A 14,013-nucleotide genomic window follows, 5' to 3' on the forward strand; every position below is an offset into this window, starting at 1 on the left:
GCGTTCGGTAGGTTGCGTGCATGGGCGTGCACCAGATCTGTGACCAGTTCGTCGAGGACTTCGCCGCCGCGCACCCGGTCGCCGCGACCGAGATGGGCATTCCGGGGTACGAGGACCAGCTGACCGACTATTCGCCGGAGGGTCACGCCGCGCGTGCCGCGATCGCCCGGCGCGCGCTGGACGCGGTCGCCGCGGCGGAGCCTGCCGACGCCGGTGAGCGCGCCGCGAAGGCCGTGTTCACCGAGCGGACCGGTCTGGACCTGGAACTCCACGAGGCCGGCCAGGACGTGGCGGCGTTCAACGTCATCGCGGGCCCGGTGCAGGACCTGCGCATGGTGTTCGACCTGATGCCCACGGACACGCCGGAAGACTGGGCGAACATCGCGAAGCGCCTGGCCAAGGTGCCGGACGCGGTCGACGGTATCCGCGCCTCGCTGCTGGCCGCGGTCGAGGCGGGCAACGCACCGGCGCTGCGGCAGGTGACGAAGGTCGCGGGGCAGGCGGAGACGTGGGCCGGGCTTTCCGGGGAGACGGGCTACTTCGAGAACCTGGTCTCGGGCGCGCCGGAGGGGGCCCCGCGCGGGGACCTCGACCGCGGCGCCCGCGCGGCCCAGGAGTCCTACGCCGAGCTGGCCGGGTTCCTCCGCGCCGAGCTGGCGCCGAAGGCCCGTGCCAAGGACGCCGTCGGCGAGGACGTCTACCGGCTCTGGTCGCGGTACTTCATCGGCGCGAAGCTCGACCCGCGCGAGTCCTACGAATGGGGCTGGGCCGAGTTCCTGCGGCTGGAGGCGGAGATGAAGGCCGTCGCCGAGCGCATCGCGCCGGGCGGCACTCTCGCCGACGCGGCCGCGGCACTCGACGCGAACCCGCGATACCGCGTGCAGGGCCGCGACGCGTTCCAGCGGTGGATGCAGGAACTGTCCGACACCGCGCTGGCCGACCTGCGCGGCAGGCACTTCGACATCCCCGACGCACTGATGGCGCTGGACTGCCGGATCGCGCCCCCGGGCGGCGGCGCGGGTGCCTACTACACCGGCCCGAACGAGGACTTCACCCGCCCCGGCACGATGTGGTTCTCGCTGCCGCCGGGCCGTGACGAGTTCTCCACGTGGCGCGAGGTCAGCACCGTCTACCACGAGGGTGTGCCAGGGCACCACCTGCAGATCGCGACGGCGGTGTACCAGAGTTCGCTCAACCGGTACCAGCGGCTGCTGGCGTTCACGTCCGGTCACGGCGAGGGCTGGGCCCTCTACGCCGAACGGCTGATGCAGGACCTGGGCTATCTCGCCGACGACGGTGACCTGCTCGGCATGCTGTCCGAGCAGCTGTTCCGCGCCGCGCGGGTGGTGGTGGACTTCGGTATGCACCTGGAGCTGGAAATCCCGTCCGGCACCGGATTCCACGAGGGCGAGCGGTGGACCCCCGACCTCGGCCTGGAGTTCATGCTGACCCGCACCATCACCGACGAGCCACTGGTGCGCGACGAGATCGACCGCTACCTCGGCTGGCCCGGGCAGGCCCCGGCGTACAAGCTGGGGGAGCGCCTGTGGATCGAGGCGCGCGAGGACGCCCGCAAGCGCCAGGGCGACGCCTTCGACCTCAAGGACTTCCACACCCGCGCCCTGCGCCTCGGCGGCATGGGCCTGGACACGCTGCGCGAGCAGCTCACCGAGCTCGACTGAGAGGTACTCAGATGCACCGGGTATTCCTGGTCACCCCACCGCCCCCGGCCTAGCGGGGCGGATCCACCCCAGACACACCCACCACCGCCGCGAGCGGCCAACACGCTGCCGCGAGCGGCCAACACGGTGGCGGTTGCCGTGTTTGCCGTTCCGGGCAGCGTGTTTGCCGTTGCGGGCGGTGTGTTTGCTGTTCGCGGCGGGCCGCTGGGGTGGTTGTGGTGGTCTGGTCATCGCTGTGCGTGCGCACGGCATCGCATCGCCCCGCGTCTTCGGTCTCTGTCCACAGTTGACGCTGGAGCGGTTTCCCATGTCTGTTTCCCTCGGCGCGTCGAGGCGCGTCCGATCGTCGTTCACCTTGTTGCTGGCCGGGGTCCTCTGGGGCACCGGCGGCCTGTCCGGTTCCCTGCTCGGCAGCCGCGGCGGTCTGCACCCGATTTCCGTTGCCGCGTACCGGTTGTTGCTCGGTGGTGCCGCGGTCGTGCTGTTCGTGTGGTTGTCCGGCGGCCTCCGCCGCATGATCTGGACCAAACCGGTGATGTGCCGGATCGTGGCGGCGGGTGGGCTGCTCGGCTCGTTCCAGGCCGCGTACTTCGCCGCGGTCGGGCTGACCTCGGTCGGCACCGCGACCATGGTGACCATCGGCAGCGTGCCGGTGTTCGTCACCGCCGCCACTGCCGTCCGGACGCGACGGATGCCCTCGCGGGTCACCCTGGTGTCGGTCGTCCTGGCGGTGGCCGGTCTGGTGCTGCTGTCCGCCGCACCGGGCGGCGGTGGCGGGCAGCTGTTCGGCGGGGTCGCCTTCGCCCTGGCCGCCGGCGCCGGGTTCGCCACGCTGACGCTGATGATGCGCCGTCCCGTCGAGGGTCTGGATTACCAGCGCACGACCGCGTTCGGCCTGCTCACCGGCGGTGTCGTGCTGCTGCCTGCCGGGCTGGTCCTCGGGATGGCGCTGCCGCCGCGGCTCGACGTCCTCGCGGTCGCGCTCTACTTCGGTGTCGTCCCGACGGGGCTCGGCTACGCGGCCTACTTCCGCGTGCTGAGGGTCACCCACCCGGTGATCGCGGCGCTGGCGACCCTGCTGGAACCACTCACCGCCGCGCTCCTGTCCGCCGTCCTCTTCCACGAGGGGCTCGGCGTGCAGGGGTGGTGCGGCGCCGCGCTGCTGGCCGCCGGGCTGCTGGTGGGCTACTCGCGGACCTGAGGCTCCAGGGGCAGGGTGCGGCCGAGGATCGCGAACGGGCGCGGGTCACCGGCGAAGTGGTAGTCGCGCAGCGCGTCGACGAACCCCACGCGCCGGTACAGCTTCCACGCCCGGCTCGGCCCCTCCGGCGTCGACAACAGCACGCGCCGGTTGGGCACGCCATCGAGCAGGCGGCGCAGCAGGTCCTCGCCGATCCCGCGGGCCTGGCTCGCGGGGCGGACGTGGATCTCGGTCAGTTCGAAGTAGTCGGTGAGCCACTCCTGCGCGAGCTGTTCGCCACCGGAGGACGCCAGCCCGCGCCGCACCTGCTCGTGCCACCACTGGCCGGGCGCGCCCCGATAGCCGTACGCGACGCCGAGCATCGTGCCCTCGGCGTCCAGCGCCGCGATGCAGCGCCAGCCCTCCCGCAGCGCATGGGTGAGCCACATCGGCGCGCGTTGTTCCGCGGTACCCGGTGGGTAGCGCATCGCGTCGACGTAGATCGCGAGCGCTTCCCGCAACCGGGTGCGGAAATCGTCGGGGGACAGCCGCGCGTAGTGCAGGGCGGTGGTCACGACGCCACGTCCGCGGGTTTGCCGCCGGTGACGGCGACGAGGTCGGCGAACGTGGTCGGGAAGACCGACTTGGCGTGCCCGGCCGCTGCCCACACCGTGTCGTGGGCGCGCAGCGCGGTGTCGACGAGGGTGAGCACCGGCTCCGGGTGCCCGAGCGGGGCGACACCGCCGATGGCCTGGCCGGTGTGCTCCCGCACGAACGCCGGGTCGGCCTTCTCGACCGACTCCGCGCCGACGAGTGCCGCGAGCGTGTCCGTGCTGGCCCGGTGCGCGCCCGAGGTCAGTGCCAGCAGCGGCGCGATCCGGTCGGCGAAGACCGCGCGGAAGACGAGGCTGTTGGCGATCGCGCCCACCTCGACGCCGAGCGCTTCGGCGGCCAGCGCGGCGGTGCGTGCCTCGCCCGGCAGGATGCGGATGCCGGCAGCGGCTTCGTGGCGGCCCGCCTCGGCGAGCGCGGCAGCGACCTTGGCCACCGCCGGATGGTCCAGGCTGCTCATACCGATATGAGATCACGGCTGCCGCGGGCGGGCGACGCGCGTCCCCGCTGAGTCGTCGGAACGGCCCCCGGAGTTCCCCGCGCGAAGCAGAAGCAATCCTTCTCACGCGTGCCCGCCACGGGGTCTTTTCCTTGCCCGTCAACAGTATCGTGAGCGAATGTTCGCCTCGCCCGCCTGGCTCGGCTGGTCGCTCGCCGCCCTGTTCGTGGTGCTCGCGGTCTACTCGCTGTGGCTGGCGCTGACGTCCGGCACGAGGTGCGCCGACGGCGTGACCGGCGACCGGTCCTCCGGTCTGGCGCACGCCGTGATGTCCGTGGGCATGGCCGTGATGTTCGCGCCCTGGGGCTCCGCCGTGCCCGCGCTGGTGTGGAACACGGTGTTCGTGGCGATGGCCGCCTGGTTCGCGGCGGCCCTGTTCCGCGCCGCGCCCGGTGAGCCGCGGTGGCGCTCGGCCGCGACGCACCACGTGCTGGGCGCGGTCGCGATGCTCGCGATGGTCAGCGCGATGAGCGGCGCCCCGGCGGCGGGTGGCGACCACGCCGGTCACGCCGGCCACTCCGCGGCTTCGGGCGGGTTCCTCCTGCCCGTCCTGCTGACCGGTCTGGTGGTCTACTTCGCGGCCGACTTCGGCCTGTCCGGCTGGCGCGCGGTGCGTGGCGGCCCCGGCGGGCGTGCCTCCGGCGCCGCACGCGCCGTGATGGGTGCCGGTATGGCGGCGATGCTGGTCCCGATGCTCTAGGAACCGCCTCCCGCGGAGCGCGAAGGCGGCGGTGAGCGCCACCGCGATGGTGATCCAGCCCCAGACGGGAAGGCCGCCAGCCGACGGGGCGGACGACGAGACGCTGATCCGCCCGCTCACGGCGCGGCCGTCCACGGGGACGTTCCGATCGGTGAGGACGGCAACCGAGCCAGCGGCACGGCGAGACGCCAGAAGACCATGGACGTTCCTTTCATCAGGCATGGGAACCGTTTCCCGGATCGTTGTACCGGAGGGGTGTGACAATCGGGAGGCGGTCTTGGCGGGCCTGACCCCGTGCAGGTGGGCGGGTCACCGGAAAGTGTGCCCAGCGCAGTCGCGATACCAGTCGATCGTGTGATCGAAGTCGTGGAAGTGCGGCACACCACGTCATTCGAGGACTTGAACGAACACGTGTTCGAAGCTACTCTGGAACACGATCGAACAAGAGTTCGACATCCGGTGAGTGCTCGCCGGTCAGGTCATCCGGTGCCGGGGCGGGGGAAGCGCCTCGGCACCGGATGCCGCCACCGCACGTTGTCCGCAAGGGAGGGGCAATGTCCATTGCCGTCGCGTCCCGCGCCGAGGAGCAGCAGCCCTCGCTGCCGTTCCCGGTCCGTCCTCCGGCGGCGCCCGCCGCCACGGCCCTGCTCGCCGACGCCAGGCGGGGCATCGCCGAAGCCCGGCACGCGGCCCAGCCCGCGCCCAGGTTCATCGCGGCCTACCTGGCGGCGCTCCGCGCGGGTGCCGCGGTGCTCGCCGCCAGCGGTCGCCCGCACCGCGGCCGGGCCCGTCCGGCCAGCGTGTGGGTGCTGCTCGAAGCGGCGGCGCCCGAGCTGAGCGAGTGGACGGCCTACTTCGCCGCGCACTCGGCCGCGCGGGCCGCGGCCCAGGCAGGCAACACCCGCCGCGTCACCGCGGCCAGGGCCGACGAGCTGCTGAGCCAGTCCGCGCTGTTCGTCGAGCTCGCGCGTGACTTCGTCCACGGCCGCCCGTCCGGGCAGCCGAGCCGGGTGCGGCAGTGCGACGCGCCGCCGACCCTGGGGAAGGCGCCACGAAGGTAATGGCCGGGCAAGCACTCATCGACCACGGGCGCCTGCTGGACGTGCTGGGCATCGAGGTCGAGCTGATGATGTCGACCGCGCTGTCGGCGCCGGCGGACACCCCGGTGCCGACCACGCCCGGTCTCACGATCGGCGAGGTCATCCGCCATGTCGGCGGCGTCTACCGGGTCGCCACGGGCTGGATGACCGAGGGGCACCGGCCCCGGGGCTGGCAGGAGAACCCGGCGCCCGGCCAGAGCGGCGAGGAGTACCTGCGGGAGGGGCTGGCGTCGCTGCACCGCGAACTGACCTCGCACGATCCGGCCGAGTACGCGGCGGGCTGGTGGCCCGCGGACCGCACCTACGGGTTCTGGTGCCGCCGCATGGCGCACGAGACCACCGTGCACCGGATCGACCTCCAGAACGCGGCGAACCGGATCGTCGACGAGGTCGCCGAGGACGTCGCGCTCGACGGCATCGACGAGATCCTGGCGCTGTGGTTCGCCCAGCGGCTGCCGATGCTCGGGCTGTCCGGCACGTCGACGGGCACCGTGGGCATCCGCACTGGTGGGCACAACTGGATCGCCAGGGCCGGTCCCGGCGAGACCATCGCCTGGCACTGCTCGGCGGAGGAGGCCGGCCGGGCCGACGGCCTGGTCACCGGATCGCCGATGGCGGTCTACGAGTGGCTGTGGGGCCGCCGCGGGCACGACGCCGTGACCTGGCAGCACAGCGACGACGCGATCGGCCAGTTCTGGGCTCTGCTGCGACTGGCGACGAGATAATCCGGGACGTGGGGAAGCGTTGCCGGATATCGTCGCCTCATGACGAGCCGACTGGTCAGCCTCGTGATCGACGCGAACCGCCCGCGGGAGCTCGCGGAGTTCTGGGCCGCGCTGCTGGACTGGACGATCACGTTCGAGGACCACGAGGAGGTCGACGTCGAGCCGCCCGAGGAGGACGGCAGCGACCTCGAATTCGTCTTCGGCACGGTGCCCGAGGCCAAGGATCCCGGCCGGAAGAACCGGGTGCACCTCGACCTGCCCAGCACCTCGCTCGAAGACCAGGCCGCGAAGGTGGACCGGGCCCTGTCCCTGGGCGCGCGCAAGCGTGACATCGGACAGGGCACGGTCCCCTGGGTGGTGCTCGCGGACCCGGAGGGCAACGAGTTCTGCGTGCTCGAACCCCGGCCCGGCTACACGACGACGGAAGCCGTGGCCGCGATCGTCGTGGACACGCACGACCCGCTCGCGTTGGCCACCTTCTGGGCGGAGGCCGCGGGCTGGCGGATCGGGAACCAGGAACCGGTGATCGTCGGACTGCGTGCCCCGACCGGCCGCGGTCCGTGGCTGGAGTTCCTGCGCGCCGGGGACACCAAGACGATCAAGAACCGCCTGCACCTCGACGTGGCACCGTTCGCGGACGGCGACACGGCCGCGGAGTCCGCGCGGTTGTGCGGGCTCGGTGCCCACCGCATCGACATCGGGCAGCGCGACGTCCCGTGGGAGGTGCTCGCGGACCCGGAGGGCAACGAGTTCTGCGTCCTCTCGCCGCGCTGAGTGTTTCGGTGCGGTTGCGGTCGGCGCGGGCGCCCTGACACGGGCGAAACGCGGGCGTCCACGACCGGCAACAACCGCGCGCGATCGTGGCCGCATGGAGCTTCGTACTCGAAGAACGCAGACGTTGCCGCGCCTGGCAGCGGACAGTGCGGAGTCGGTCGTCTGGCGGGTTCGCATCCGCATGCGCGACCACCCCGGCATGCTCGCCAGGATCGCGATCCGGATGGCCGACCTGGAGTGCAACATCCTGGGACTGAACGTGCTCCCGGTGCCCGGCGGCGTCCTCGACGAGGTCGTGATCCGGCCCGCGACCGGCCTGACCAAGCAACACCTGGTGCGGGCGATCCGGGCCGAGGGCTGCGACGGCACCGTCCTGACCGACGCCGATCTGCGTGAGCTGGTGGACGCCTCCACCGCGACGCTCACTGCCGCCGCCCGCGCGGTCGACGATCCGGCCCGCCGCGCCGAGGTGCTGCGCGAGGTGCTCACCGCGGATCTGGTGACGGTCGTGCCCCGCGCCGAAGCCAACCCGGCCCGCGTCGAGGGCGGTCACCGCGTGGTGTTCGCCGTGGACGGGGAAACCGCGCTGGTGGCGCGTCGTCGCTGGGCGCCGTTCGTGCAGCTGGAACTGGCCCGCGCGGAAGCGCTGCTGGGACTGCTCGACCGCGCCTGCAGCACGGTGTCCGGTCCGGCGGCCGCGACCTGCGCAGACGGTGCCGCGATCGTGCTACGGGAGGGCAGGCCGGCTGACGCGGAGGCGCTGTCCGCACTGCACACCCGATGCTCACCGGACACGCTCTTCGCCCGATATCACACCGGAATGCGCACGATGCCGCGCCGTCGGCTGCACCGGGTGCTGGTGCCGCCGCGCGGGATGAGCCTGCTGGCGATGTGCGGGCGCGACACCGTCGGCGTGGGACAACTCATCCCCGGCGCGACGGGAGAGATCGCCGAGATCTCGCTCCTGGTCGAGGACGCCTGGCAGCGCAACGGCGTCGGCACCGCGCTACTGGCCAGGCTCGCCCGCATCGCCGGCTCGCGGGGCGCCCACCGTCTGGTGGCGATGTCCCTGCCCGGGCGGGACGCGGTCTACCGCACGGCCGTGCGTGCGGGTTTGGCGCCCGAACCGCCGGAGGAGGAGGGGCTGCTGCGCATCGGCCTTCCGCGGACGGCGCCGCATGTGCTCAGCGAACTCTGACCGGGCGATTCGCGCCGTGGGCAGTGGGTTCGGGCTGGGGTTAGCGGTTGCAGAGCCGGTTCTTGTCCCTGGTCTGCTTCAGTGTCTCCCGTTTGCGGTCCGTGTCTAGCCGGTGGAGGTAGGGCGTGGAGTGCGTGCGGGTTTGGTGCGCGAGTCGCTGGAGGGCCGGCTTTCGGCGGACGGGGGCCGATGACCTCGAACTGGTGCCGGTCGACCCGGACGCGGGGGCGCATGTGCTCAGCGAACTGGATGATTCGCGCCGTGGGCAGCGGGTTCGGGCCGGAGTCAGCGGTTCCAGAACCAGTCCTTGTCCCTGGCCTGCTTCAGCGCCTCCCGCTTGCGGTCCTTCTCCAGCCGGTCGAGGTAGAGCGTGCCGTCGAGGTGGTCGGTCTCGTGCTGGAGGCACTGCGCCATCACGCCTTCGCCCTCGACCGTCACCGGCTCGTTGCGCAGGTCGACGCCGCGAACCACTGCGCGCGTCGCCCGGCGGGTCGGGAACCACAGCTCCGGAACGGACAGGCAGCCCTCGTTGATCTCGTGTGTCTCCTCGGACAGCTCGACGATCTCCGGGTTGATCACGTACCCGAACAGGTTGTCCACCTCGTAGCTGAACACCCGCAGGCTCACCCCGATCTGTGGCGCCGCCAGCCCGGCGCGCCCGGCCGGGCGCACGGTGTCCAGCAGGTCGGTCACCAGCTGGTCGAGGGTGTTGTCGAACCTGGTCACGGGATCACAGACCGTCTTGAGCACCGGGTCGCCGAAGTACCGCAGCTCCCGCAACGCCATCAGGTCGTCCTCTCACTCGTTCGGGCTACGAAGAGTAAACCGTGTGCCGATCGAGTGGGTTCATCAAGGTCACGCTCGCAGCCTCAGCCCCTTCGGCGTCGCACGGAAGCCCGCGTCACGCAGGACGTCGGCCAGCGCCGAGGTCAATGCCTGTTCACCATCGGCGCGCTGGACCGCCAGCTGCCCCAGCCAGCCCTCCCGCACCGCGCGGGACAGGGCGTGCGCGGCTGCCTTCAACGACGGCTTGTCCTCGGTGAAGGACAGCAGCGACCGCCCGCCCCGTTCGACGTACAGCGCGGGCACACCGTCGACCAGCACCACGAGCGCACCCGCCTTGCGTGCCGGACGGTGCTTGGTGTCACCCAGCGCCGCCGGCCACGACAACGCCGCGCCGTAGGGCTGGGCCGGATCACTGGCCGCGAGCACGACCGCGTCGGTGAGCGTGTCCGGCCGCCGGGTGCCGCCCGGATCGGACAGCGCCCGCAACCGGTCCACCGCTCCGCGCGCGGCGAACTGCGCGGCTCCCAGGCCCTCCACGACGTAGCCGCGGATCACCTGCCCCGAGTCTTCCATAGCCCGCAGCACCTTGTAGATCCCGGAGAACCCACCGGTGACCCGCTCGGTCTCCAGCGCGCCCCGCGTGAGCACACCGTGCCGCTCCAGGAACGCCTCGGTGCGCGCGTGGGTGCGCCGCGTCGGATCGGACTCGCGGGCCGGCGCCAGCGCCCACCGCCCGGCCACCGTCGGCGGCCCGGTGCGGGACGGCATCGCGGGCCGCCCCGCCCGCATCCGCCCGTACCGGCTGCGCGGCGTGGCCTGGCGTGGTTTGTGCGCCGCGCCCTTGCCCGACACCAGCGCCCGCAGCGGTGCCAGTGTGTCGCCGGTGACCGTGCCCGCCCACACCAGGTCCCACACCGCGCCCACCACGTCCGCGTCGCCCGGCGCGGCCTCGACCAGCGGCGTCACCCGGTCGACCAGCTGGCGGAAGAACAACGCGCCACCGTCGAGCGCCGCGACGACCGCCTCGTGCAGCGGACTCGTCGGCGCCTCCTCGTCGGCCTCCGGCAGCAGCAGATCGGCCACGTCGGCGGGCGCCAGCGATATCCACCCGTCGCCCCCGGCCAGCGCTCCCGCACCGCACCAGACGACCTCGCCCGCGGTCATCAGCTCGTCCATCAGCGCCGGGTAGTAGCCGGGCAGACGGCTCGGCAGGATCAGCGATTCGAGCGCGCTCGCCGGCAGCGGGGCGCCCGCCAGCTGCTCCACCACCGACAGCACGTCGTCGATGGTCGGCGCGGCCCGCATCCGCGCCCCGATCCCGTGCCACGACGGCAGGAACCGGCCCAGGGCCGCGGGTTCCACGGGCTCGACCTCGGCCCGCAGCCGGGCCAGCGACGCCCGGCGCAACCGCCGCAGCACACCGGCGTCGCAGTACTCCGTGCCCGCGCCGTGGGTCTCCGGATGACCGACCGGCCGCAGCTCGCCCCGCACCAGCCGCCCCTCGGCGGTGAGCCTGTCGAGCACCCCGGTGACCACGGCGGGCCCGAGCCCGAACCGGTTCGCGGCCTCGTGCGCGGAGAACGGCCCGCGGGACCGGGCGTAGCGGGACAGCAGATCGCCGAGCGGATCGGCCACCGGCTCGGTGAACGCCTCCGGCACCCCGATCGGCAGTGCCACGCCCAGCGCGTCCCGCACCCGGCCCGCGTCCTCGATGGACAGGTTGCGGTCCTCACCCGCGATCCGCACCCGGATGACCCGCCGCTGCGCGATCAGATCGGTGAGCCACTCCGGTTCGACGCCACGGGCCGCGGCCTCGTCGTCGGACAGATCACCCAGGAACCGCAACAGATCCGCGGTCTCCTCGGCGTTGCGGGCATGCCGGTCGGGTTCGAGCCGTTGCAGCGACCGCTCGACCTCGTCGACCACCTCGGCGTCCAGCAGCTCCCGGATCGCCTCGGTGCCCAGCAGTTCCGCGAGCAGCGTGGAATCCAGCGCCAGCGCCGCCGCGCGCCGTTCCGCCAGCGGGGCGTCCGTCTCGTACAGGAACATACCGACGTAGCCGAACATCAGGCTGCGCGCGAACGGCGACGGCTGCGGGGTCTCGACCTCCGCGACCTTGACGCGGCGAGCCCGCACGTCGGCCATCAGCTCCCGCAGCCCGCCCACGTCGTAGACGTCCTGCAGGCACTCCCGCATCGCCTCCAGCACCACCGGGAACCGCTCGTACTTCGCCGCCACCGCGAGCAGCTGCGAGGCCCGCTGACGCTGCTGCCACAACGGGGTGCGCCGCCGCGGATCGCGCCGGGGCAGCAGCAGCGACCGGGCCGCGCACTCCCGGAACCGCGCGGCGAACAGGGCCGAACCGCCGACCTCGCCGACGATGACCTGCTCGACCTCCTCCGGTTCGATCAGCACGTCGTCGGCGCCGATCGTCACCTCGGCGCCCTCGCTGTCCAGCGCCTCGGGCAGGCGCAGCACGATCCCGTCGTCGGAGTGCATCACCTGGGCGTCCACCCCGCGCTGCTCGCGCAGCCGCGCCGCGATCGCCAGTGCCCACGGCGCGTTGACCTGCGCCCCGAACGGCGAATGCAGCACCACCCGCCAGTCGCCGAGCTCGTCGCGGAAGCGTTCGAGCAGGATCGTGCGGTCGTTGGGCACGTGCCGCGTCGCCGACTTCTGCTCGGACAGGTAGGTCAGCAGGTTGTCGCACGCCTTCTCGTCCAGACCCGCCCGCGCGGCCCGCGTACGCGCCCTGTCATCGTCCGAACCGGACAGTTCACGGACGAACGCGCCCAGCGCCCTGCCCAGCTCCAGCGGGCGGCCCGGCGCGTCGCCCTTCCAGAACGGCATCCGCGCCGGCTCACCCGGCGCCGGGACCACGATGACGCGGTCGTGCGTGATGTCGGTGATCCGCCACGACGACGTGCCCAGCAGGATCGTGTCGCCCACCCGCGACTCGTAGACCATCTCCTCGTCCAGCTCGCCCACACGGGAACCGGGGCTGCCCTCGCCGCCCGGCGTCATCACGGTGAACAGGCCGCGGTCGGGGATCGTGCCGCCGGAGGTGACGGCCAGCCGCTGCGACCCCGGCCGCCCGCGCAGCTCACCCGCCACCCGGTCCCATGTGATGCGCGGCCGCAGCTCGCCGAACTCCTCGCTCGGGTACCGCCCGGCCAGCATGTCCAGCACCGCCAGCAGCGCGTCGTCGGGCAGCGCGGTGAACGGCGCCGCGCGGCGGACCGTCGCCGCCAGGTCCTCCACCGACCACGGCTCCAGCGCGACCATCGACACGACGTGCTGCGCCAGCACGTCGAGCGGATTGCGCGGGTACCGGACCGCCTCGATCGCCCCCGCCGTCATCCGCTCCGACACCACCGCGCACGAAACCAGGTCGCCGCGGAACTTCGGGAACATCACCCCGGTGGACACCGCGCCCACGTGGTGACCGGCGCGGCCCACCCGCTGCAGCCCGGAGGCGACCGTCGGCGGCGCCTCGATCTGCACCACCAGGTCGACCGCGCCCATGTCGATGCCCAGCTCCAGCGACGAGGTCGCGACCACGCACGGCAGGAGCCCGGACTTGAGCTCCTCCTCAACCCGGGTGCGCTGCTCGCGCGACATCGACCCGTGGTGCGCCTTCGCGACGGTGGCCTCGGCGCCCGTGGTGAGCCCCGACTCGCCGATGGCCTCTGCCGGGAAGCGCTGGTCGGCGGTCAGTTCGGTCTGCTCGGCCGCCAGCTCGTTCAGCCGCGCCGTCATCCGCTCGGCCAGCCGCCGCGAGTTGGCGAACACGATGGTGGAGCGGTGCTGCCGGATCAGCTCCAGCACCCGCTGCTCGACCGACGGCCAGATCGACGGCCTGCGGACGGCCGCGGGTTCGTCCGGCGGGCCGTCGTCGGAGGGCAGCAGCGAGTCGAGCCGCTCCAGCGGGCTCGGCGCCGGGCCGTCCAGGTTCGCCATGTCCTCGACCGGGACCTCGACCCGCACCTCGACCGTCTTGGGCGTCTTCGGCTGCACGATCCGCACCGGGCGGCCACCGGTGAGGAACGAGCCCACCTCGTCGATCGGCCGCACGGTGGCGGACAGGCCGATGCGCTGTGCCGGCTCCGGCAGCAGCGCGTCCAGCCGCTCCAGCGACAGCGCCAGATGGGCGCCGCGCTTGCCGCCCGCCACCGCGTGCACCTCGTCCAGGATCACCGTCTCGACGCCCCGCAGGGACTCCCGCGCCGACGAGGTGAGGATGAGGAACAGCGACTCCGGCGTGGTCACCAGGATGTCCGGCGGCGACTTGAGGAACGTGCGGCGCTCGGCCGCGGACGTGTCACCCGTGCGCATGCCCACCGTGATCTCCGGCGGCGTCCGCCCGAGACGGTGGCTGGCCTGCCGGATCCCGGCCAGCGGCGCGCGCAGGTTGCGTTGCACGTCGACCGCCAGCGCCTTCAACGGCGAGACGTAGAGGACGCGGCAGCGGCGCTGCTTCTCGGCGGCGGGCGGCTCCACCGCGAGCCGGTCCAGCGCCCACAGGAACGCGGCCAGCGTCTTGCCCGAGCCGGTGGGCGCCACGACCAGCGCGTGCTCACCCGCCTGCGCCGCCTCCCACGCGCCGGCCTGCGCCTCGGTGGGCGCGGCGAAAGCACCCGCGAACCAGTCGCGGGTGGCGGGCGAGAACAGGTCGAGCACTTCGGTCACGAGTCCATGATGACCGGGGGGTACGACAATTTCTCGCGGGTGCGCACGCGCGGCCACGGGACGCGTGG

Annotated in this window: 11 protein-coding genes; 7 read left to right on the forward strand and 4 right to left on the reverse strand. The window is 72.8% G+C overall.

The features are described from left to right. Positions 1-20: 20 nt before the first annotated feature. Positions 21-1,682, forward strand: a complete 1,662-nt coding sequence (locus tag HNR02_RS18510; RefSeq protein WP_179774400.1) for a DUF885 domain-containing protein — start codon at positions 21-23, stop codon at positions 1,680-1,682. A gap of 307 nt (positions 1,683-1,989) precedes the next feature. Continuing rightward, positions 1,990-2,883 carry a DMT family transporter gene (locus tag HNR02_RS18515; RefSeq protein ID WP_179774401.1) on the forward strand — a complete coding sequence of 298 codons (894 nt, stop codon included), beginning with the start codon at positions 1,990-1,992 and terminating at the stop codon, positions 2,881-2,883. Here the strand turns inward: HNR02_RS18515 and HNR02_RS18520 are convergent. Both HNR02_RS18520 and HNR02_RS18525 read right to left on the reverse strand, forming a co-directional pair. Then, entirely contained in the window at positions 2,868-3,437 is a 570-nt protein-coding gene (locus tag HNR02_RS18520; protein ID WP_179774402.1) for a GNAT family N-acetyltransferase, read from the reverse strand. The genes HNR02_RS18515 and HNR02_RS18520 overlap by 16 nt on opposite strands. Then, entirely contained in the window at positions 3,434-3,934 is a 501-nt protein-coding gene (locus tag HNR02_RS18525; RefSeq protein WP_179774403.1) for a YbaK/EbsC family protein, read from the reverse strand. Before HNR02_RS18525 ends, HNR02_RS18520 begins: the two co-directional genes overlap by 4 nt. Before the next feature lie 157 nt (positions 3,935-4,091). Between HNR02_RS18525 and HNR02_RS18530 the strand changes: the two genes are divergently transcribed. The 5 genes from HNR02_RS18530 to HNR02_RS18550 all read left to right on the forward strand — a co-directional run bounded on the left by HNR02_RS18530 (position 4,092) and on the right by HNR02_RS18550 (position 8,470). Then, the gene (locus HNR02_RS18530) at positions 4,092-4,673 is read left to right on the forward strand and encodes a DUF5134 domain-containing protein (RefSeq protein ID WP_179774404.1); all 582 of its coding nucleotides are present in this window, start codon (positions 4,092-4,094) and stop codon (positions 4,671-4,673) included. A gap of 554 nt (positions 4,674-5,227) precedes the next feature. Further along, positions 5,228-5,734, forward strand: a complete 507-nt coding sequence (locus tag HNR02_RS18535; protein ID WP_179774405.1) for an SAV_6107 family HEPN domain-containing protein — start codon at positions 5,228-5,230, stop codon at positions 5,732-5,734. After that, entirely contained in the window at positions 5,734-6,498 is a 765-nt protein-coding gene (locus HNR02_RS18540; RefSeq protein WP_179774406.1) for a maleylpyruvate isomerase N-terminal domain-containing protein, read from the forward strand. The genes HNR02_RS18535 and HNR02_RS18540 overlap by 1 nt, the downstream gene beginning before the upstream one ends. Positions 6,499-6,537: 39 nt before the next feature. Continuing rightward, positions 6,538-7,272 (forward strand): VOC family protein, encoded by a 735-nt coding sequence (locus HNR02_RS18545; protein ID WP_179774407.1) that lies wholly within the window; start codon positions 6,538-6,540, stop codon positions 7,270-7,272. A gap of 94 nt (positions 7,273-7,366) precedes the next feature. Beyond that, a complete protein-coding gene (locus HNR02_RS18550) occupies positions 7,367-8,470 on the forward strand; it encodes a GNAT family N-acetyltransferase (protein ID WP_179774408.1) in 1,104 nt (367 codons plus the stop codon). A gap of 285 nt (positions 8,471-8,755) precedes the next feature. Here HNR02_RS18550 and def read toward each other — a convergent pair whose 3' ends face one another. Together def and HNR02_RS18560 are read right to left on the reverse strand one after the other, a co-directional pair. Beyond that, positions 8,756-9,256 carry a peptide deformylase gene (def, locus tag HNR02_RS18555; protein ID WP_179774409.1) on the reverse strand — a complete coding sequence of 167 codons (501 nt, stop codon included), beginning with the start codon at positions 9,254-9,256 and terminating at the stop codon, positions 8,756-8,758. A 69-nt stretch (positions 9,257-9,325) separates the two neighbouring features. Next, positions 9,326-13,945 (reverse strand): ATP-dependent helicase, encoded by a 4,620-nt coding sequence (locus HNR02_RS18560; protein ID WP_179774410.1) that lies wholly within the window; start codon positions 13,943-13,945, stop codon positions 9,326-9,328. Between the last annotated feature and the right edge of the window lie 68 nt (positions 13,946-14,013).

This window comes from Amycolatopsis endophytica, from assembly GCF_013410405.1.
Lineage (GTDB): Bacteria > Actinomycetota > Actinomycetes > Mycobacteriales > Pseudonocardiaceae > Amycolatopsis_E > Amycolatopsis_E endophytica.

Excerpts from the sequence above, each read along its gene's own strand:
- HNR02_RS18510 (WP_179774400.1), top strand. The coding sequence starts at position 21 with ATGGGCGTGCACCAGATCTGTGACCAGTTCGTCGAGGACTTCGCCGCC.
- HNR02_RS18515 (WP_179774401.1), top strand. The coding sequence starts at position 1,990 with ATGTCTGTTTCCCTCGGCGCGTCGAGGCGCGTCCGATCGTCGTTCACC.
- HNR02_RS18525 (WP_179774403.1), bottom strand. The coding sequence starts at position 3,934 with ATGAGCAGCCTGGACCATCCGGCGGTGGCCAAGGTCGCTGCCGCGCTC.
- HNR02_RS18530 (WP_179774404.1), top strand. The coding sequence starts at position 4,092 with ATGTTCGCCTCGCCCGCCTGGCTCGGCTGGTCGCTCGCCGCCCTGTTC.
- HNR02_RS18535 (WP_179774405.1), top strand. The coding sequence starts at position 5,228 with ATGTCCATTGCCGTCGCGTCCCGCGCCGAGGAGCAGCAGCCCTCGCTG.
- HNR02_RS18540 (WP_179774406.1), top strand. The coding sequence starts at position 5,734 with ATGGCCGGGCAAGCACTCATCGACCACGGGCGCCTGCTGGACGTGCTG.
- HNR02_RS18545 (WP_179774407.1), top strand. The coding sequence starts at position 6,538 with ATGACGAGCCGACTGGTCAGCCTCGTGATCGACGCGAACCGCCCGCGG.
- HNR02_RS18550 (WP_179774408.1), top strand. The coding sequence starts at position 7,367 with ATGGAGCTTCGTACTCGAAGAACGCAGACGTTGCCGCGCCTGGCAGCG.
- def (WP_179774409.1), bottom strand. The coding sequence starts at position 9,256 with ATGGCGTTGCGGGAGCTGCGGTACTTCGGCGACCCGGTGCTCAAGACG.